This window comes from Mesorhizobium subarcticum (assembly GCF_055456085.1).
Map to the genome: position 1 here is coordinate 3,318,537 of NZ_CM144237.1, position 17,525 is coordinate 3,336,061.

Annotated in this window: 20 protein-coding genes, 1 tRNA gene and 1 pseudogene; 12 read left to right on the forward strand and 10 right to left on the reverse strand. The window is 63.8% G+C overall.

What is annotated here, in order from left to right; genetic code table 11:
• Positions 1 to 240: 240 nt before the first annotated feature.
• Both ACZYHG_RS16080 and ACZYHG_RS16085 read right to left on the reverse strand, forming a co-directional pair.
• Positions 241 to 1,491 carry an ABC transporter substrate-binding protein gene (locus ACZYHG_RS16080; protein WP_464614703.1) on the reverse strand — a complete coding sequence of 417 codons (1,251 nt, stop codon included), beginning with the start codon at positions 1,489 to 1,491 and terminating at the stop codon, positions 241 to 243.
• A 73-nt stretch (positions 1,492 to 1,564) separates the two neighbouring features.
• Positions 1,565 to 2,608 carry a LacI family DNA-binding transcriptional regulator gene (locus ACZYHG_RS16085; protein ID WP_464609369.1) on the reverse strand — a complete coding sequence of 348 codons (1,044 nt, stop codon included), beginning with the start codon at positions 2,606 to 2,608 and terminating at the stop codon, positions 1,565 to 1,567.
• Positions 2,609 to 3,238: 630 nt separating this feature from the next.
• Here ACZYHG_RS16085 and ACZYHG_RS16090 point away from each other — a divergent pair.
• Complete coding sequence (locus tag ACZYHG_RS16090) at positions 3,239 to 4,300, forward strand: diguanylate cyclase domain-containing protein (protein WP_464609370.1); 1,062 nt, start codon at positions 3,239 to 3,241, stop codon at positions 4,298 to 4,300.
• A gap of 3 nt (positions 4,301 to 4,303) precedes the next feature.
• Here ACZYHG_RS16090 and ACZYHG_RS16095 read toward each other — a convergent pair whose 3' ends face one another.
• Together ACZYHG_RS16095 and ACZYHG_RS16100 are read right to left on the reverse strand one after the other, a co-directional pair.
• Positions 4,304 to 4,852, reverse strand: a complete 549-nt coding sequence (locus tag ACZYHG_RS16095; RefSeq protein WP_464614704.1) for a LysR substrate-binding domain-containing protein — start codon at positions 4,850 to 4,852, stop codon at positions 4,304 to 4,306.
• Positions 4,807 to 5,220 (reverse strand): LysR family transcriptional regulator, encoded by a 414-nt coding sequence (locus ACZYHG_RS16100; RefSeq protein WP_464609371.1) that lies wholly within the window; start codon positions 5,218 to 5,220, stop codon positions 4,807 to 4,809. Before ACZYHG_RS16100 ends, ACZYHG_RS16095 begins: the two co-directional genes overlap by 46 nt.
• Positions 5,221 to 5,313: 93 nt before the next feature.
• Here ACZYHG_RS16100 and ACZYHG_RS16105 point away from each other — a divergent pair, with 93 nt between their 5' ends.
• The 6 genes from ACZYHG_RS16105 to ACZYHG_RS16130 all read left to right on the forward strand — a co-directional run bounded on the left by ACZYHG_RS16105 (position 5,314) and on the right by ACZYHG_RS16130 (position 8,554).
• Positions 5,314 to 6,156 (forward strand): sulfite exporter TauE/SafE family protein, encoded by an 843-nt coding sequence (locus ACZYHG_RS16105; RefSeq protein WP_464609372.1) that lies wholly within the window; start codon positions 5,314 to 5,316, stop codon positions 6,154 to 6,156.
• Between the two features lie 120 nt (positions 6,157 to 6,276).
• Positions 6,277 to 6,352 (forward strand) — tRNA-Cys (locus ACZYHG_RS16110).
• A gap of 153 nt (positions 6,353 to 6,505) precedes the next feature.
• Positions 6,506 to 6,784 (forward strand): metal/formaldehyde-sensitive transcriptional repressor, encoded by a 279-nt coding sequence (locus ACZYHG_RS16115; RefSeq protein ID WP_464609373.1) that lies wholly within the window; start codon positions 6,506 to 6,508, stop codon positions 6,782 to 6,784.
• Between the two features lie 8 nt (positions 6,785 to 6,792).
• On the forward strand, positions 6,793 to 8,028 hold the full coding sequence (gene dmeF, locus ACZYHG_RS16120) for a CDF family Co(II)/Ni(II) efflux transporter DmeF (protein WP_464609374.1): 1,236 nt from the start codon (positions 6,793 to 6,795) through the stop codon (positions 8,026 to 8,028).
• Between the two features lie 116 nt (positions 8,029 to 8,144).
• Positions 8,145 to 8,351: a hypothetical protein gene (locus tag ACZYHG_RS16125; RefSeq protein ID WP_464609375.1), complete on the forward strand. Its 207-nt coding sequence runs from the start codon at positions 8,145 to 8,147 to the stop codon at positions 8,349 to 8,351.
• Between the two features lie 11 nt (positions 8,352 to 8,362).
• Positions 8,363 to 8,554 (forward strand): hypothetical protein, encoded by a 192-nt coding sequence (locus ACZYHG_RS16130; protein ID WP_464609376.1) that lies wholly within the window; start codon positions 8,363 to 8,365, stop codon positions 8,552 to 8,554.
• 35 nt (positions 8,555 to 8,589) lie between these two features.
• On the opposite strand, the gene ACZYHG_RS16135 is transcribed toward ACZYHG_RS16130, so the two are convergent.
• Positions 8,590 to 8,856, reverse strand: a complete 267-nt coding sequence (locus tag ACZYHG_RS16135; RefSeq protein WP_258582331.1) for a DUF1488 family protein — start codon at positions 8,854 to 8,856, stop codon at positions 8,590 to 8,592.
• The gene (locus tag ACZYHG_RS16140) at positions 8,853 to 9,119 is read right to left on the reverse strand and encodes a hypothetical protein (protein ID WP_464609377.1); all 267 of its coding nucleotides are present in this window, start codon (positions 9,117 to 9,119) and stop codon (positions 8,853 to 8,855) included. Before ACZYHG_RS16140 ends, ACZYHG_RS16135 begins: the two co-directional genes overlap by 4 nt.
• A gap of 246 nt (positions 9,120 to 9,365) precedes the next feature.
• On the opposite strand from ACZYHG_RS16140, the gene ACZYHG_RS16145 reads away from it, so the two are divergent.
• From ACZYHG_RS16145 to ACZYHG_RS16155, 3 genes and pseudogenes are all read left to right on the forward strand, one after another.
• Positions 9,366 to 9,716 carry a co-chaperone GroES gene (locus tag ACZYHG_RS16145; protein ID WP_464609378.1) on the forward strand — a complete coding sequence of 117 codons (351 nt, stop codon included), beginning with the start codon at positions 9,366 to 9,368 and terminating at the stop codon, positions 9,714 to 9,716.
• Positions 9,717 to 9,821: 105 nt separating this feature from the next.
• Positions 9,822 to 11,450: pseudogene (groL, locus tag ACZYHG_RS16150) on the forward strand (chaperonin GroEL); the annotation flags it as partial.
• Positions 11,451 to 11,602: 152 nt separating this feature from the next.
• Positions 11,603 to 11,761, forward strand: coding sequence for a hypothetical protein (locus tag ACZYHG_RS16155; protein ID WP_167334862.1), 159 nt, complete (start codon positions 11,603 to 11,605; stop codon positions 11,759 to 11,761).
• 106 nt (positions 11,762 to 11,867) lie between these two features.
• Here the strand turns inward: ACZYHG_RS16155 and ACZYHG_RS16160 are convergent, their stop codons facing one another.
• Positions 11,868 to 12,089, reverse strand: a complete 222-nt coding sequence (locus tag ACZYHG_RS16160; RefSeq protein ID WP_464609379.1) for a hypothetical protein — start codon at positions 12,087 to 12,089, stop codon at positions 11,868 to 11,870.
• 87 nt (positions 12,090 to 12,176) lie between these two features.
• Between ACZYHG_RS16160 and ACZYHG_RS16165 the strand changes: the two genes are divergently transcribed.
• Together ACZYHG_RS16165 and ACZYHG_RS16170 are read left to right on the forward strand one after the other, a co-directional pair.
• Positions 12,177 to 13,061 carry an AraC family transcriptional regulator gene (locus tag ACZYHG_RS16165; RefSeq protein WP_464609380.1) on the forward strand — a complete coding sequence of 295 codons (885 nt, stop codon included), beginning with the start codon at positions 12,177 to 12,179 and terminating at the stop codon, positions 13,059 to 13,061.
• Positions 13,062 to 13,209: 148 nt separating this feature from the next.
• Complete coding sequence (locus tag ACZYHG_RS16170) at positions 13,210 to 13,707, forward strand: GAF domain-containing protein (protein WP_464609381.1); 498 nt, start codon at positions 13,210 to 13,212, stop codon at positions 13,705 to 13,707.
• A gap of 258 nt (positions 13,708 to 13,965) precedes the next feature.
• On the opposite strand, the gene ACZYHG_RS16175 is transcribed toward ACZYHG_RS16170, so the two are convergent.
• From ACZYHG_RS16175 to ACZYHG_RS16185, 3 genes are all read right to left on the reverse strand, one after another.
• Complete coding sequence (locus ACZYHG_RS16175; RefSeq protein WP_464609382.1) at positions 13,966 to 15,015, reverse strand: alpha/beta hydrolase family protein; 1,050 nt, start codon at positions 15,013 to 15,015, stop codon at positions 13,966 to 13,968.
• 156 nt (positions 15,016 to 15,171) lie between these two features.
• Positions 15,172 to 16,266: a helix-turn-helix domain-containing protein gene (locus ACZYHG_RS16180; RefSeq protein ID WP_464609383.1), complete on the reverse strand. Its 1,095-nt coding sequence runs from the start codon at positions 16,264 to 16,266 to the stop codon at positions 15,172 to 15,174.
• An 84-nt stretch (positions 16,267 to 16,350) separates the two neighbouring features.
• A complete protein-coding gene (locus ACZYHG_RS16185) occupies positions 16,351 to 17,415 on the reverse strand; it encodes a YeiH family protein (RefSeq protein ID WP_464609384.1) in 1,065 nt (354 codons plus the stop codon).
• Positions 17,416 to 17,525 lie beyond the last annotated feature (110 nt).

The window sequence follows — 17,525 nt, forward strand, 5'->3', positions numbered from 1 at the left end:
GGGTGCGCCAAGGAATGAGGCAGCGGCGATTTCGAACTTGTTGCCAAGCTGGAGCACCCCTCATCCGACCACGCTGCGCGAGGCCACCTTCTCCCACAAGGGGAGAAGGAGGAGCGAAGCTTGCGCCGCCCCGAACTTCCAATACAAGTGAATGTTCTCAACGCGATGGCCCTGCCGTTGGCGATGCAAATTGCCGGCCACCCGCCCAGGGAGACAGGCGGGTGGCCGGCAGGCGGCCGCTTACTTCTGCGGCGCCTGGTCGATGATCGACTGCATGGTCTCTTGCGCGTTGGCGATGGCGCCATCGACATCGTCGCCGAAGAAGACCTCGTTGATCATCTGCGTCCACGGGCCGTTGGCCGAGTTGATCAGATCGTTGAACACCACCGAATAGGGCGTCTTGCCCTTGGCCATGGCCTCGGCGGCGATCTGGTAGCGCGGATCGAGATCTTTCAGCGCGTCCTTGGCGATGTCGCCGCGCACCGGCAGGCTGCCATATTTGGCAAGGATGGTCTGGCCTTCGAGCGAATAGGCGAAGTCCAGGAACTCCTTCACCACGGCGAGCTTCTTGGTGCCCTTGGTGACGACGAAATTGTCGCCGCCGGCAAAGGAAGACCAGCCGCCATCCTTGCCCGGCAGGAAGGTGACGCCATAGTCGACATTGGGATACTGGGTGTTGAGCGCGCCGATGGCGAAGGCGCCGGATGGCGAGATGCCGATGTTGCCGGCGGCAAACGCGGCGAAGAAGTTGGCGCCGGTGTCGGTCTGCGCGCCCGCCGGCACCAGGTCCTTCTTGACCATCGAGCGGTAGAGGTCGATGGCGCCGCGCAGTTGCGGGCTGTCCAGCGTCGCCTTCGAGCCGTCCGCGCTCAGGATATCGCCGCCCGAGGCCCAGATCAGCGGCGTGAAGGTGAAGATGTTGCAGCCGCCGCAATTGCCGGAGAAATAGAAGCCCTTGATGTTGCCGCCGAGCGCGTTGACCTTTTCGGCGTCGGCGGCGATTTCGGCCCAGTTGGTGGGGCCTTTTTCAGGGTCGAGGCCGGCCTGCTTGAACAGCTTCTTGTTCCAGATCAGCACCGAGGCGTCGGCCGAGAAGGGCAGGCCGTAAATGTGGTCCTTGTAGGTGCCGGTCTTGACATGCGCCGGCGACAGGCTGGCGAAATAGGGCAGGGACTTCGCCAAGTCGGTGATGTCCTCCAATTGGCCGGCGGCGGCGAAGGAGGGGGTGTAGATGAGGTCGAGCGACAGCGCGTCGGGCGCCGTGCCGCCGGCCGCGGCCGCGCCATATTTCGGGATGATCTCGGCATTGGGGATGATGTCGAGCTTGATCTGGTCCTTGTGCGCCTTGTTGTAGGCGTCGACGATCTTCGGCATGAAGTTCGAGCCGTCGGCACGCACCCAGATGTTGGCGGTGTCGGCGGCGGCAGCGCCGAGGCCGCTGCCCAGCACGGCAGCGGCGATGGCCAGTTTGGGGGCCAGTTTGGCAATCAGGTTCCTCATATTCTCCTCCTCCAGGGTTGGCCGCTGTCCGCGGCTTGGCGCCGATCACGCGGCGCTTTCGTTTTCAGCCATCCAGCGGATGGCCGCAGGAATGCCGCACCACCAGCCGGCACGGCAGTTTTCGAATTCCTGGTGTTGCGGGCTGGCCACCGACCAGTGAAAGCAGGGTCAGGCCTGCCTCGCGCCCGAGGGCGACCAGGTTCATGTCGATCGAGGTCAGCGGTGGGCGCGTCGCCTCGGCGACAATCTCCCAATTGTCGAAGCCGATGACGCCGACATCACTGGGAACGCTCAAACCGCGCTCGCGCAACGCATCGATGACGCCGCGCGCGATCTGGTCGTTGCCGCAGAAGACAGCGTCCGGCCTTTCGCTTTTGCCGTCGAAAAGGATCGTCACCGCCTCATGGCCCCAGGCTTCCGACCAGGAGCCGAGCAGCGGCTCGGTGACAGACAGGCCGTTTTCCGCGAGGACGTCGCGATAGGCCTGGGCGCGGGCGTGCACCACGGCAAAGCTCGCCGGTCCGCTGACATGGGCGATGCGCCTGCGGCCAAGCCGGCAGAAATGCTCGACCGCCAGCCGCGCGCCGCCGGCATCATCGGAGACGAAGGCGACGGCGTCGGGATCGGGCTGGGTGAAGGCATAGATCACGGGGATGCGCAGATTGGCGAGATCGACCGGCAGATGGCGGTCGATGCGTTTTCCCGTGGCGATGATGCCGTCGACGCGCTTGTCGAGCATGGCCTCGACATGCAGCTGGCCGAGCCGCGGGTCCTCCTCGACATTGCACAGGAACACCGAGACGCCATTGTCGACCAGCGCGTCCGAAATGCCCGACATCAGCGGCAGCGAGAAGCGGCCATAGGTATCGTTGGTGAGCAGTCCGACGGTAAAGGAGCGGCGCCTGAGCAGGCTCTGCGCAAGGCTGTTCGGCCGGAAGCCGAGGCTGCGCGCCGTCTCGCGGATGCGCTCGCGGGTCTCGGCGGTCATGCGCCCCTGGTCGTTGAGCGCCTTCGAGGCGGTGGCAACGCTGACGCCGGCCTGCGCCGCCACGTCACGCAAGGTGACGGGCTTGGGGAAAACCGGGACAGGCTGATCGTCCGATGCCATCGCGCCGAGAATCCTGAGTTGGGAAAAGGTTTTCTCTTACCGGCCGGAAGAAGGCCCGGCCAATGGCCGAACCCGATCGAAGCTGTTTGGAAAAACCTTTTCTCAGGTCAGGCTAGGCCAGATTGGGGGAGCGTTCAAGGGGAAAAGTGGTGAGGAATTCCGTCGGTGAAGAGGAAAGGGCTGAGGCTAGCGAGGCTCGGGTCCCTCACCCCTCCTTCCGTCTCGCTAAGCCCACATCTTCTGTGACCGGCGTGACTGATCGGCCCGAGGCTTGATTGCCACGTGGTTCCCCCAATCCGTCGCTGCTTCGCAGCGCCACCTTTCCCCCCTCCGGAGGGAAAGGAAGGGAGCTTTGCTGGACAAGCGTTGACGGCAAAAAGTTTTGCGCCTTTCCTCTACTCCGTCGATCGGGGGAGAGGTGGCTCGGCGAAGCCGAGACGGAGTGGGGTCGACCGGCGCCGCATAAGACAATGCATGCGCCAAGCTGCCATGCACGCTATCGCCAAAGACCAGCTGCTTGGAAATGTGTGCATGCCGTAGCCACTCCCGTGGGGGCGAGGAACCCACGGATTGTCAGCGAAGTTTTAATCGCTTCCGCGCCATGGTGGCCACCCGCCAGGAGTTCCGCCATTGCCCGACACGTCATACGCTCCGAAAGGCCCGGCCTCGCAGCCCGGCAAGCGGGCGGGACACGACAGCGCCGACGAGCGCCGTCGCGATGCCGCCACCGTCGCTCAACTCAAGCGGCAAGTCGCAACACAGGCGGCACTCATCGCTGGCCAAGAGGTTGCGCTGGCGCACAGCCGCAAGATCTTCGACCGCGCCTCGGCGGCCGCGCGCATCGGCGTGTGGGAATGCAGCCTGCCCGACGAGACGCTGACCTGGACCGACGTCGTCTATGATCTCTTCGACCTGCCGCGCGGCGCGGTGCTCGATCGCTCGGAGATCATCAAGTGCTACCCGGCGGAGTCGCGCAAGGCGCTGGACAGTTTGCGCGGCGGGGCGATCGCCGAGCGCAGCGGTTTTACCCTCGACGCCGAGATCACCACTTTCGCCGGCCACAGCCGCTGGATCCGCATCACCGCCACCGTCGAGTGCGAGGCTGATGTGCCGGTGCGCATCTTTGGCATGAAGCAGGACATCACCGAGGAAAAAATCCTGTCGGACAAGATGCGCTATCTCGCCGAATTCGATGCCATGACCGGGCTTGCCAACCGCGCCCGGTTCCAGGCGCGGCTGGGCCAGGTGGATGCCAGCCGCCCACTCGGCGCGCTGCTGTTGATCGACCTCGACGGCTTCAAGGCGGTCAACGACACGTTCGGCCACATCGTCGGCGACGAATGCCTGAAGGCGGCGGCCGAGCGCCTTGCCGGTGGCTGCGGCGCGGCGGAACTGGTGGCGCGCGTCGGCGGCGACGAGTTCGCGGTCCTGCTCGGCTCGCATCTCGACCGGGGTGCCGTCTCCGGCGTGGCGCGCGACATCATCGACAGGATGGGCAAGCCGGTCTCGATCCGCGGCCAGTCGCTGCGGCTTGGCGCCTCGGTCGGCATCGCTTTTGCCGGGGCAGGCTCGCCTTGCGAACTGTTCGCGCAGGCCGACACCGCGCTCTATGCCGCCAAGGCGGCGGGCCGCAACACGTTCCGCATCTTCAAGGCGCAAGCCGGTGCGAAAGGCCGCAGCGTCGCGGCCTGAGGATTAGACGCCCTCGAGCCGCTGGATCGTCGCTTCGATCCATGCGGTGACCGCCGCGATGCGAGCGAGGTGGCGCAGATCGGGGTGCGTGAGCAGCCACAGTTCGCGCGCGGGGAAGGGGTGGCCGTCCTCCGGCATGCGCGCGAGTCCCGCGATACGATCGGCAACAATGCAGGGCAGCAACGAGCGGCCAAGGCCTGCGAGGATCGCCTGCAGCAGCGGTTCGGCATCGTTGACGATGAGTTGGGCATAACCATCCTTGCGGGCGACGCCGGCAATCCAGCGCGGCTGCGGCAGAGACGCCATGCCGTCCTCATAGGTCAGCCAGGGCAAATCCGTGATCTGCCCGGGCAGATCCGGTATCTGCCGGGGTAGATCGGGCTCCGACAGATTGCTCGCGGCATAAGCGGCGTAGGCGAGCGTGCCGATGCGCCTGGCGATGATCCGGCTGCTGGTTTCGGGTCCGGGCCGGGCGAGCCGCAGCGCGATGTCCGCCTCGCGGCGGGTCAGGCTGACATCATGGGGGGGTCGGCTACCAGTTCCAGCCGCAATCCTGGATGGCGCACGACAAGATCGGCCACAGCGGGGATCAGCACCCGGTTGATCAGGATGGGAACGGCGGTGACCCGCACGGTGCCGCTGATCTCGCTGTCGGCGCCCTTGACCGCGAGCGTCAGGCCACCGATCTCGGCCTCCACGGCTTCCGCACGGTCTGCCGCGATCTCGCCGGCCTGCGTCGGTCGCATTTCGCCCGCCGCAGCGCGCTCGAACAGCCGCGCGCCGAGCGTGCGTTCGATCGCCCGCAGGCGCCGTGCCACCGTCGTTGGATCAAGGCCGAGCCGGCGGCCGGCCGCTGCGAAGGAGCCGTCGCGCTTCAGTGCCAGGACATAGCGCAGGTCGTTCCAGTCAATATCGTGCATTTTTGCAGCTCTATCAGGTGATCTTCCAGCATGAAGCTGCGAGAATGCTGCGTTAAGGTTGCTCTGTCCATCACCGGAGAGACGCCGTGATCCGTGCCGACCTCGCTCATGCATTCCATCGCCGGCCCGCACAGAACTGTCCAGCCAACGGCATTGGCCGCATATGAGCATGGCCGATCTGTCGATCGCCGGCCATTCCGGCGCGCGGTGCTGTTCCTGCTGGCTGCCGCCTTCATCGCCGGCTTCGCCCGCGGCTTTTCCGGTTTCGGCGCGGCGCTGATCTTCATGCCGCTGGCAAGCTCGGTCATCGGGCCGCAATCGTCAGCGCCGCTGCTGCTGATCATCGATGCTGTCGCCGCCCTTGGCCTGCTGCCGCGTAGCTGGCTGCTGGCGGACCGGCCGAGCGTCGGCACGATGACGCTGGGCGCGCTGGTCGGCGTCCCGCTCGGCACCTATGCGCTGGCGCGGATGGACCCATTGACGCTGCGCTGGAGTATCGTGCTTTTGGTGGTGCTGCTGCTTGGCCTGTTGATGTCGGGCTGGCGCTATCACGGCCGTCCTGCCACGCCGCTGACGATCGGCGTCGGTGGGCTTGCCGGCTTCTTCTCTGGCGCCGCCCAGGTCGGCGGCCCGCCGGTGGTGGCCTATTGGCTTGGCGGGGGTGGCAATGGCGTGGTGGTGCGTGCCAACATCGTCCTCTATTTCGCCATATCGAGTGCGCTGACCGGGGTAAGCTATCTGGCGGGAGGATTGATCACCCGGCCGGTTCTTGTGCTGGCGCTGGCGACGGGCCCGTTCTACGGGTTTGGCCTCTATCTCGGCTCGCTTGTGTTTGGCCAGACAAGTGAGCGCGGTTATCGGTGGGCCTGCTATGGCCTCATTGCCATGGCGTCGATCGTCAGCCTCCCCGTGCTGGATCCGATCCTGGGTCGGTGAAGGGCGCATGCCGAAAAAGCGATGCCGCAACGATGCTGCACAGCATTTTTCAACGTGCCGACAGAACGCCCCTTGCGCTTAACTTTTCCGCAAGCATTTGCCCGTTAGGTCGACGGCAATGGCCTCGTGGCGGAGCGGCTACGCTGGAGACTGCAAATCTCTGAAGCCTCGGTTCGATCCCGAGGCGAGGCCTCCAAAAGACCAGCCAAGATCGCGTTGTGCGGCTTCCTCCGAAGGCCAGACAATAGAGCATGACGAGTTGGAGATGCGTCGTCCCATGCGTTGAGCGAGGGGCGAGCCTGCGACCTACATCCTTGTATAGGGTAGGGGGGTATGCTACCGACCAGGAATGACACATACCATTCGTGAAAAGCAAAAGCTTTTGGCGCGCGTGCGCCGCATCAGGGGGCAGGTCGAGGCCATCGAACGGGCTCTCGACAGCGAGGCCGGCTGCGAGGCCGTCATGCATCTCATTGCCGGGGCGCGGGGCGCGATGACCGGGCTGATGGGCGAGGTGGTCGAAGATCACGTGCGCACGCATCTCGTCGATTCCGAGCGCTACCCCGGCGCGCTCGACAGCGAAGCGGTCGACCAGTTGCTTGATGTCATCCGCACCTATGTCAAGTGAGTTCCGCCATGACCGCAACCAACAGAGCCCCGGCGTCCCACAGTCATATGTTTCTGGGTGAGGAACACCAGAAGAGCGAGCGAAGGACCTGGGCCGTGATCTGGCTCTGCGCGGTCATGATGGCGGCTGAGATCGTCGGTGGCCTGTTGTTCGGCTCGATCGCCCTTGTCGCCGACGGGCTGCATATGAGCACGCACGCCGGTGCGCTGCTGCTCGCTGCACTTGCCTATACCTATGCGCGCCGACATGCCGGCGATCAGCGCTTCACTTTCGGCACCGGCAAGCTTGGCGACCTCGCCGGATTCACCAGCGCCATCATCCTGGCCATGATCGCGCTGCTGATCGGCTACGAATCCGTCACGCGCCTCTATGCGCCCGTGCCGATCCATTTTGCCGAGGCCATCCCGGTCGCCTGCCTTGGCCTTGCCGTCAACATTGCCAGCGCATGGCTGCTCGGCGGTGGCGATCATGGGCATAGCCACGGTCATGGCCACGGCCATGCGGCGGAGCATGGGCATGACGACACGCATCGGATCGCTACGACGGATGACGAGCTGGTGCTCGATGTGTTCGAGGACGGCGTGCCGCCGCGCTTCCGACTGCACGCTGAATCCGGGAGGGCTCTGGCTTCATCCTCCGTCTCGATAGAAACGGTGCGGCCGGACGGCGCGCGGCAGATTTTCACATTCAGGGATTTGGACAATGGTCTGGAATCCCTCGAGGAGATTGCCGAGCCGCATGCCTTCGAGGCTATTCTCACGATCGGCGGGCAGACCTATCCGGTCCTGTTCGAGGAACATGAGCATGCGCACGGCAAGGCGACGCATGACAACAATATGCGCGCCGCCGTCGTCCATGTCATTGCCGACGCGGCAGTGTCCGTGCTGGTCATCATCGGGCTGGTCATGGCCCGCGCCTTCGGCTGGCTGTGGATGGATCCGCTCGCCGGCATCGTCGGGGCGGTGGTCATCGCCAGCTGGGCACTCGGGCTGATCCGCGATACCGGCGCTGTCCTGCTCGACATGAATCCCGATCGCAGCATGGCGGAGAACCTGCGCAAGACGATCGAAAGCGAAGGCGATGAGCTTGCCGATTTGCATTTGTGGCGGCTTGGGCCGGGACATCTCGGCGCCATCGTCTCGGTGGTGACGCCGACGCGCCGGCAAGAGGACTATTACCGCAGCCGACTGGCGCGGTTCCGGTCATTGTCGCATCTGACGATCGAAGTCAGGAAGGCGGCGTAGGGCCGACGTCCAAGCTGCTGTTTGCATTTGGCATGCAGGGCGCCCGCGAAAAGAGTGCTATGGAAGGGACGTGAGCATGCTCGCTCCGACTTTCCCCGACATTCGAGGTCATTTTCGTGCGTGAACCGTCGCTGCTGCCGGTCTTTGGAAAACTTGGCGTCAAGGCAAGGGTGGCTGTTCTGGCCGCACCGGCCTCTTCGACAGGCATCGTGCCGCGCTTGCGGAAGCTCCTGACCGCGCATGGCGGCATGGCGCTCAAGTTGTCGGTGATCGCGTGGACGGTGCTGGTCCTGGGTGCGGTGTTTTTCATGATGCATGGTTGAGGTAAGCCAGCATGGCCAATCGCTACACACTGCGCATGGAGCTTCCCCAGAGCTGGACCATAGTCGACGTCTTCACCGGCCAGCCAGCGGTGGTCCGGCAAAAAGTGATGGTCGGCATGAGCCCGCGCGAGGCCGAGGATATGGTCGTGCAGATGAATGTGCGCGACGTCAAGCGCCGGGAGAGGGCGGAGCGCAAGCTCTGATCTCGTAACCGTTCTGCGGCCTCTCAGATGCCGCTTCAGCCGAAGTCGGCTGCCGTCAGCACATACATGCTCTTGCGGGTGCGGTCATAGGCCCTGGATGCCACGTCGCGAATGGCGCTGCTCTGCGTGTCGAAGGTGGCGAGGTAGCCTGCCTCATTGGCCGCGGTCGCCGGCTGCATCCTGGTCATGGCATCGGCGGCGACGGAGAAGGAAATCTGGAACATGCCGTCATGGCCGACGAACCGGATGCGCTTGCCGGCTTCGTCATAGCTGCGGCTGCGGTTGGGGAAGGTCAGGCTCATGTCTTGGCCTCCGTCTTGGCCTCTGTCGCGGCAGCCTTCTTGGTCACCCGCTTCTTCTTCGGCGTCGGGTTGAGCGCCTCGGCGATACGATCGGCCTCTTCCTTGGCCAGCCGCAAACCCCTGAGCTTTGCCGTCTTGATCTCCCGGGCCTTCGCCTCGGACATGTATTCGGCGGTTGCCTTGTTTTTCTCCGCTGTCTTTTTCTGCTTGTCGACAAAGCGGGCTTCAGCTTTTTCCATGATCGTCTGATTGCCTTCGGCCATCGAACAAATCTCCCTTGGGTTTGAAATCGTGAAAGTGAACTTGTCCGATAAATAGGCACTCGACCGGCAAAATTCAATTTTTTGAATTATTTAGTCCCTTGGCGATATCACGAAACGCCAAGCCGAAATAATACTTTTATATATTTAACCGGACCTCGAATAATTTTTGGCACTCCTATCTATCGAGTGCCAAAGAGCCTATATCAGAGGCGAGGCCGCCTAAGCCGGTCCCAGAAAGAAGTTCTCATGAAGTTTCGGCCACTCCACGACCGCGTCGTTATCCGGCGCGCCGAAGGCGACACCAAATCCAAGGGCGGGATCATCATTCCCGACAATGCCAAGGAAAAGCCGCAGGAAGGCGAAGTCATCGCCGTCGGCCCCGGCGCACGCGACGAAAACGGCGCGCTTGTTCCGCTCGATGTCAAGGCAGGCGACTTCATCCTGTTCGGCAAATGGTCGGGCACGGAAGTCAAGATCGACGGCGAAGACCTTCTGATCATGAAGGAAGCCGACATTATGGGCGTCGTCGACAAGAGCGAGGCCGCTACCGAGAAAACCGGTGCCGCCAAGACCGTAGCTGCCAAGAAGGCCGCCTGACCGGCGCATCGCGTGTCCTTGCGGACGCTGCAAGACTTAGAGACAGCAGCGCTGCGCGTTCCGCGCGGCGACTGATCCACTCCAAATACGAACTGGATAAAAATCATGTCTGCCAAGGAAATCAAATTCGCCACCGATGCGCGTGACCGCATGCTGCGCGGCGTCGAGATCCTCACCAATGCGGTGAAGGTCACGCTCGGCCCCAAAGGCCGCAACGTCATCATCGACAAGGCCTATGGCGCGCCGCGCATCACCAAGGACGGCGTCACCGTCGCCAAGGAGATCGAGCTCGCCGACAAGTTCGAGAACATGGGTGCGCAGATGGTGCGCGAAGTGGCCTCGAAGACCAACGACCTCGCCGGTGACGGCACCACCACGGCAACCGTGCTGGCCGCCTCGATCCTGCGCGAAGGCGCCAAGCTGGTTGCCGCCGGCATGAACCCGATGGATTTGAAGCGCGGCATCGACCAGGCCGTCGCCGCCGTCGTCGTCGAGATCAAGGCGAAGGCCAAGAAGGTCAAGTCGTCGGCCGAGATCGCCCAGGTCGGCACCATCGCCGCCAATGGCGACGCCACCGTTGGCGAGATGATCGCCAAGGCGATGGACAAGGTCGGCAATGACGGCGTCATCACCGTCGAGGAAGCCAAGACCGCCGAAACCGAGCTCGACGTCGTCGAAGGCATGCAGTTCGACCGCGGCTATCTCTCACCCTATTTCGTCACCAATGCCGACAAGATGCGCGTCGAGCTGGAAGAGCCCTACATCCTCATCCACGAGAAGAAGCTCGGCAATCTGCAGGCGATGCTGCCGATCCTCGAAGCGGTGGTGCAGGGCGGCCGGCCGCTCTTGATCATCTCCGAAGACGTCGAAGGTGAGGCTCTTGCCACGCTGGTCGTCAACAAGCTGCGCGGCGGCCTCAAGGTCGCGGCCGTCAAGGCGCCAGGCTTCGGCGATCGCCGCAAGGCGATGCTGGAAGACATCGCGGTGCTGACATCGGGCCAGATGATATCAGAGGATCTCGGCATCAAGCTCGAGAACGTCACCATCGAGATGCTCGGCCGCGCCAAGCGCGTGCTGATCGAGAAGGACAACACCACGATCATCGACGGCGCCGGCACCAAGGCGACCATCCAGGCACGTGTCGCCCAGATCAAGGGCCAGATCGAGGAGACGACTTCCGACTACGACAAGGAAAAGTTGCAGGAACGTCTTGCCAAGCTGTCGGGCGGCGTTGCCGTCATACGCGTCGGCGGCGTCACCGAGTCGGAAGTGAAGGAAAAGAAGGACCGTATCGACGATGCGCTGAACGCAACGCGTGCGGCGGTTGAAGAGGGCATCGTGCCCGGCGGCGGCGTCGCCCTGCTGCGTGCTCGCTCCGTGCTCGCCGGCCTGACCGGCGCCAATGCCGATGTCACCGCCGGCATCTCCATCGTGCTGCGCGCGCTTGAAGCGCCGATCCGCCAGATCGCCGAGAATTCCGGCGTCGAAGGTTCCATCGTCGTCGGCAAGCTCACCGACAGCAAGGACCACAATCAGGGTTTCGACGCCCAGAACGAGGTCTATGTCGACATGATCAAGGCCGGCATCGTCGACCCGGCGAAAGTGGTACGCACCGCACTGCAGGACGCCGGCTCGATCGCGGCACTTCTGATCACCGCCGAAGCGATGATCACCGACATCCCGGCCAAGGATGCTGCACCTGCCGGTGGCGGCGGTGGCGGCGGCGGTATGGGTGGCTACGAAGTTCAGCCGGCTTGGAGGGTGGCTTCATCGAAGCCGCCTTCCAGCCCTGACCTGAACCAGCCACGCCGGCTGCACTGAAGTTCGATACTACCCGCCGGGGATTCTCTCCCGGCGCGCAGGCCTCTAGCCCAGGAGACGGATCCATGATCACGTTCGTGCGGAAGCCAGAGACGGTCGTCACGACCGAAAAGACCGAGGAAAGCCGCTTCGACCGCATCCGCAGGATTGCCGCCGACAAGCACAAGAAATCCGATTCCGACACGGCTGCGCCGCCGAAGAGCGAACCCAAACGCCCGATGTAAGTGCTGACGGCCCTATCCCGTTCAGAGCGCCACTTGCGATCGCCGGAAGCAGCCGGCGGCGTGGTCGTTGACGATGCCGACTGCTTGCATCCACCCTGATCCTCCGTCACCCGATAGTGTGGCGAACCGGCGCCACGGTCCAGTCCACACTGCGCTGATCGATCATGGCATGCACCAGCGAATGGCCCATCTCGGTCATGATGCCGCTGGCCGCCTTGCGGCCGGCGTCGGCGCGCCGGATCGAATCGGCCAGAAGATGCCATTCAGCACGCACCGGTGATCGACGTGCGGCGCGGATGGCGCGCCTGCAAGAACGCGCTGGCGGCATCAGTCGATCCCGTGTCAAACCGCAAGATCGGTCGAGCGTGATATATCCGGGAGCGCCTATCTGGTGTTGCCACAGAGGAAGAGACGTTTGAAGGCGGCACTTGAGAACTATCATGCCCGGATGCAACGGGTGCTGGACCACATAGACCAGCATCTGGATGACGATCTGGATCTGGATGCATTGAGCGGCGTCGCGGCGTTCTCGAAATATCATTTCCACCGGCAGTTCACGTCAACCTTCGGGGTGTCGGTGCATCGCTATGTCCAGCTCGCTCGCCTGAAGCGCGCCTCATACAGGCTTGCCGAGAGCGACGCCCACAGCGTCACCGACATAGCGATGGACGCCGGTTACGACGCACCCGATGCCTTTGCCCGCGCCTTCCGGCAACGGTTTGGGCAATCGCCTTCGTCGTTCCGGAAATCTCCCGACTGGGGGGCGTGGCTCATGGCCTTCGGGCCCTTCGACAAAGCAAGGAACACGCTCATGCAGATAATCTTCGAACCAGGCGACGTGATGATCCGCGATGTGCCGCCAACGCCGGTGGCTGTCATGGAGCATCGCGGCGACCGGTCGACGCTCCAGGACACCATCCAGCGGTTCATCGCCTGGCGCAAGGCCCACGGCCTGTCGCCCCAGACAAGCCCGACCTTCAACATCTTCCGTTCCGAAAGGGAGCCGGCGATCGCGGCCGACTACAGCATGGACATTTGCGTCGGCACCGACCAGCCCATCGACCCGAATGACCGGCAGATGAAGGCCGGCGTCATTCCCGGCGGACGCTGCGCGGTGCTGCGCTATCCCGGCAACACTAACAATCTCGAGCCCGCGGCGCTTTATCTTTACCGTGAATGGCTTCCGGCCAGCGGCGAGGAAGTGCGCGACTTTCCGGTCTATTGCCAGCGACACCTGTCCCTCCTCGGGGAGGGGCCGCTGCACGAAGTGGTCGTTGAACTCTTTCTGCCTCTGAAATAGCGCCGACAATAGCGGCTTGTCGCCAAGTGCGGCAATCCTGATCTTGCGGCTTTCGCCGGGGATGGAATTCACGCTAGTGTCATCCCGTGGTCGTTTGGTGCAGAGCTTGCGGAAACGGAACCGCGATTCTGAAGTTCGGAGACAAGCCATGTTTGCGGCCAAGGCCATCGACACCTCGGACAAGCCGGCGTTCTACCGCGACCTCGCCACGCAGTTGAAGGCGCTGCTCGACGGCGAAAGCGACTCGATCGCCAATGCTGCCAATACCGCGGCGCTCATCTTCCAGATGGTGCCGGACCTCAACTGGGCCGGCTTCTATTTCCTGGCCTCCGACGAGGAAATGGTGCTCGGGCCCTTCCAGGGCAAGCCGGCCTGCGTGCGCATTGCCGTCGGCAAGGGCGTCTGCGGAACGGCGGTCCAGCTCGGCACCTCGATGCTGATCAAGGACGTGCACGATTTTCCCGGCCACATCGCCTGTGATGCCGATTCGCGCTCGGAACTGGTCGTGCTGCTCGAGGACGATGAAGGCGTCTTCGGCGTGCTCGATCTCGACAGCCCGCTGCCCGGCCGCTTCGACAAGGCTGACCAGGCCGGCATCGAAAAACTGGCCGCGATCTATGCTGCGGCGAGTTCGTTCGAGGATTGAGGGAAGCGACTCCGTCCTTTCGTCATCCACGGGCGGTGCAAGGAGCGTAGCGACGCAGCGCAGACCCGAGGATCCATGCCGTGACTTCTCGGCGCCGCTACGGTGCAGAATTCTGCTCCGTTGCAATCTGTGACCAAGGTCACGGCATGGATCCTCCGGTCTCCGCGACGCCGCTGCGCGGCTGCTTCGCCCTAGGATGACGAAGTCAGGGGGCCTCGGCCAATCTCGAGCTTTTGCACCGCTGAAGCGAACCCCGGCCTACCGCCCCGCCTTGAGCGCGCGCGTAAACGCCGCAACGGTCAGGTCAATTAGCTGCGCATGAATCTCCCCACGTGATCGGCCACCGCCATCATCGCACACCGGATCGCCGATCTCTTCGGATGCGATGATGTCCAATGCACCCGGCTTGCACTCGCCGAACATGCTGTAGTGGCTGCCATCCTCGATCGTCGCGTAGCTCGACTTTGCAATCGCCTTTGCGATCCCGGAAGCGTCGGCGGTCGCGGGGATTTTCCCCGGCCGGCCAAGATTGACGATGGCGACCGGAATTTTGATCCCGGCGAAGCTTTTGGCGTCAAACACATCGACTGGGGCGGGATCGACCGCCATGGCGAAACGGATGCGCTCGTCGGTGTTGTCGCGGCCGGCGGGCTGCAGATCCATGGCGTGCAGATCGACGCCGCTTTGCCTGAGCCACTGGCAAAGCGAGGCGTTGAGCGCGTCCGTATCGCAATAGGCCGCCAGCAGTTTGGGGTCGACCCGGGCGCCGGCCATCGCCAGCGCTGTATTGCCGCCCATGGAAAGGCCGAGGACACCGACTTTGCCTTGCTCGAGGTGATCGCCGAGGACGGCGTCCTTGCCTGTCGCGTCCAGCGTCGCCGTGAGGTCGGCGGGGCGCAACCAGAGTTTCATCGTCTCGGCGGCGGATTTTTTTGGCCCCGTATTGCCCGGATGGGTGGGAGCGGCGACGACAAATCCCAGCCTGGCCAGAGGCGTTGCGATCCAGCTCAGCGCTTGCGGGCTCCCCGCCAGGCCGGCGCCATGCGACAGCAGGATCAGCGGAAATTTTCCACCTGATATCGGCGCATCACGCATGGCTGAGGTGCCGACGAAAAGCTCGCTGTCGCCAAGGCTAACCGGCTCACCGCCAGGCTGTGCCGGGTACCAGACCGTCACATCGAGATCGGTGCCGCGCTCCCTGGATGCGGCGGGAAAGTGACGAACGCCGACAGTCTCGCCGGCGATGCTCGCATTCAGCATGACTATTGTCGAAGCGATGATGGTGCAAAGCGTGATCCAGAATCTCATTTGATATCTCCGTTGCCGAAAACGCGCCATGGGCTGGCAAGTCTGGAGCCTTCGGCTCCCGGCCAGTTGACGGTCGGGTTCGGTTGCTGTGTTCATGCCGCGATATCAGCGCATTCGAACGCGGCCGGAGACCTCGAACACGATCGAGAACGTGCTTTATCGCGATTGAGTACTGTTCGACGCGAACCGCGCCGCTGGATTCCGGCCGCTCACGGGGCTCGCGAGCGAGGGCGACTGGGCGTTCTGTTCCCGCCAGGCGAGCGGCGTCATGTCGGTGACGCGGCGGAACTCGCGGTTGAAATTCGACTTGGTCTGGAAGCCGACCGTCAGCATGATCTCGGTCACCGACTGGTCGGTCTCGCTCAAGAGCCGGCAGGCCTCGGCGATGCGGTGTTCGTTGACATATTGCGAGACGTTCTTGCCCGTCGCCCGGTTGATCGCTGCTGAAATCTGGCGTGCCGGAATTCCGGCGCGGCGGGCAAGCCGGTTGAGGTTGAGATCGGCGTCGCGGTAGAGCTTTTTCTCCTGCATCGTCTCATCGACCCGGCGAAGCGTATCGGCGTCTTCGCCGAACCCTGTCGGGGGCGGAGCCTCCGCCGGTTCGGCCGCATTGAGCGGGACATGGCTTTGGCTGGCTGCCGCCGCCGCCACACCGACAAAGACGAGGATGAAGAGATTGGCGATGCCGATCACCGTCGCCGCGCGCGCTCCATTCCCCAGCGCCAGCTCAAGGGAAATCAGCACATCGACCATTCCCGACAGGCACAGCGTTACGGCGGCGGCGATGATGGCCCGGTAGGCCGGGACAGCGCCATCGAAAGGTGCAAGGCGAAGGCCGTCCGCGCCGGAGCGAAGCAGCCAGAGAATGGCGGCGGCGTAGATGAAATCGATCGATATCAGCGCGAAGTCGATTGCCCCGGGCCAAAAGATCATCAGCATGATGAGGATGACAGCAGGCGCCGCGTGGATGGCGAGCCGCGCCGGCCATTGGCGGTCGCTGGTGCGGACGAGCCTGGAGACGCCGGCATAGAGCAGCGACGGCATGATCGCGGCGGAAACCGGGGCGATGTAGCCCACCTCGCTGATGCCGTAGCCCCAGCGCAGCCCGACGAGCACCGATTGCAGCGCGCTGAGCAGGATCAGGCCAAGGAACGACAGGTTGGGCGCTGCGTCATCCCCGCGCCTGGCGACGACCCAAAGCAGGATGAACAGCAGCAAGGCGACGACGAAGGGCAGGGGAACAAACGGCATGGATCGGTTGGGCTCGCGGGCTGATGCGCGGAGCCTAGCCGATGTGGATTGATTCCCAAACTCGCAGGCAAGCCGTATCGATGTCTAGGCGAACTTCACCAGCATCAAGCTGAAGCTGCCGATGAACAGGAAGGCGCAGAAGGCCAGTGCCAGCGGACGCAGGCCGCGCGAGCGCAACTGCGAGATGTCGGCCTGCAGGCCCATGGCGGCGAGCCCCATGGTCAGCATGATGGTGGTGGCGAGCACTATCGCCGACTTCACTTCGGCGGGCACCGCGACCAGGCTGTTCAGCGCCACGACGGCGACGAAGGCGGCGACGAACCATGGCATGGGCGGGCGCGCTGCCGACTGGTCGCCACTCCTCGTGCGGCGCGCCATCAGGCCGAGCGCGATGACCATCGGCGCCAGCATGGCAACGCGCGTCAGCTTGGCCACCGTGGCGATCTCGCCGGACTGGGTGCCGTTCTGGAAGCCGGCGCCGATGACCTGCGCCACCTCATGGATCGAAGCGCCGGCCCACAGGCCGAAAGCGTGCTGGTCGAGGCCAAGCAGCGGCGCCAGCAGCGGGAAGCCGAGCATGGCGACGGTGCCGAACAAGGTGATCGAGGCAACGGCATAGGTGACGTCCTCGTCGCTTGCATCGGTGACGATGTTGGTGGCGACGATGGCCGAAGCGCCGCAGATCGACGTGCCGGCGGCAATCAGCTGCGCCAGCTTGGCGTCGACGCCGATCAGGCGACCGAGCGTGATGGTGAAGACGAAGGTCGAGCCCAGCGTCAGCGCGACGATGCCGACGCCGCCGGCGCCGATCGACACGACCTGGCCGAGCGTCAGCTGGAAGCCGAGCAGAACGATGGCAAAGCGCAGCAGGCGCTTTTGCGAGAAGGCGATGCCGGCCTTGGCGTGCGCCGGGGTGCCGAGCACGTTGGAATAGACCATGCCGGCGACGACGGCCAGGATCATCGGGCTGAACAGGGCAAAGCCGGAGACATTGTGCGCCGAGAAGGCGACGGCCGTGATCATCGCCACCAGCACGATGCCGGGGATGACGCCGTTCCACACCGAATCGAGCCGCTTGCGGCCGGCTGCCAGGTCGGCCGATATCGTGCTTTTCGGAATTTCGTTCGCGATGTGCGTGAGGGACGACAATGCAATTCTCCAGGCGAATACCTCCGGAGAATGCCATTCCTAAACCGATCTTTCCAACGAATTGTTCTGGTTAGAATGATCGATTTTTACGAACGATCGGAGGCGCAAAC

Excerpts from the sequence above, each read along its gene's own strand:
- ACZYHG_RS16085 (WP_464609369.1), bottom strand. The coding sequence starts at position 2,608 with ATGGCATCGGACGATCAGCCTGTCCCGGTTTTCCCCAAGCCCGTCACC.
- ACZYHG_RS16100 (WP_464609371.1), bottom strand. The coding sequence starts at position 5,220 with ATGCACGATATTGACTGGAACGACCTGCGCTATGTCCTGGCACTGAAG.
- ACZYHG_RS16115 (WP_464609373.1), top strand. The coding sequence starts at position 6,506 with ATGACACATACCATTCGTGAAAAGCAAAAGCTTTTGGCGCGCGTGCGC.
- dmeF (WP_464609374.1), top strand. The coding sequence starts at position 6,793 with ATGACCGCAACCAACAGAGCCCCGGCGTCCCACAGTCATATGTTTCTG.
- ACZYHG_RS16130 (WP_464609376.1), top strand. The coding sequence starts at position 8,363 with ATGGCCAATCGCTACACACTGCGCATGGAGCTTCCCCAGAGCTGGACC.
- ACZYHG_RS16135 (WP_258582331.1), bottom strand. The coding sequence starts at position 8,856 with ATGAGCCTGACCTTCCCCAACCGCAGCCGCAGCTATGACGAAGCCGGC.
- ACZYHG_RS16140 (WP_464609377.1), bottom strand. The coding sequence starts at position 9,119 with ATGGCCGAAGGCAATCAGACGATCATGGAAAAAGCTGAAGCCCGCTTT.
- ACZYHG_RS16145 (WP_464609378.1), top strand. The coding sequence starts at position 9,366 with ATGAAGTTTCGGCCACTCCACGACCGCGTCGTTATCCGGCGCGCCGAA.
- ACZYHG_RS16155 (WP_167334862.1), top strand. The coding sequence starts at position 11,603 with ATGATCACGTTCGTGCGGAAGCCAGAGACGGTCGTCACGACCGAAAAG.
- ACZYHG_RS16160 (WP_464609379.1), bottom strand. The coding sequence starts at position 12,089 with ATGCCGCCAGCGCGTTCTTGCAGGCGCGCCATCCGCGCCGCACGTCGA.
- ACZYHG_RS16170 (WP_464609381.1), top strand. The coding sequence starts at position 13,210 with ATGTTTGCGGCCAAGGCCATCGACACCTCGGACAAGCCGGCGTTCTAC.
- ACZYHG_RS16175 (WP_464609382.1), bottom strand. The coding sequence starts at position 15,015 with ATGAGATTCTGGATCACGCTTTGCACCATCATCGCTTCGACAATAGTC.
- ACZYHG_RS16180 (WP_464609383.1), bottom strand. The coding sequence starts at position 16,266 with ATGCCGTTTGTTCCCCTGCCCTTCGTCGTCGCCTTGCTGCTGTTCATC.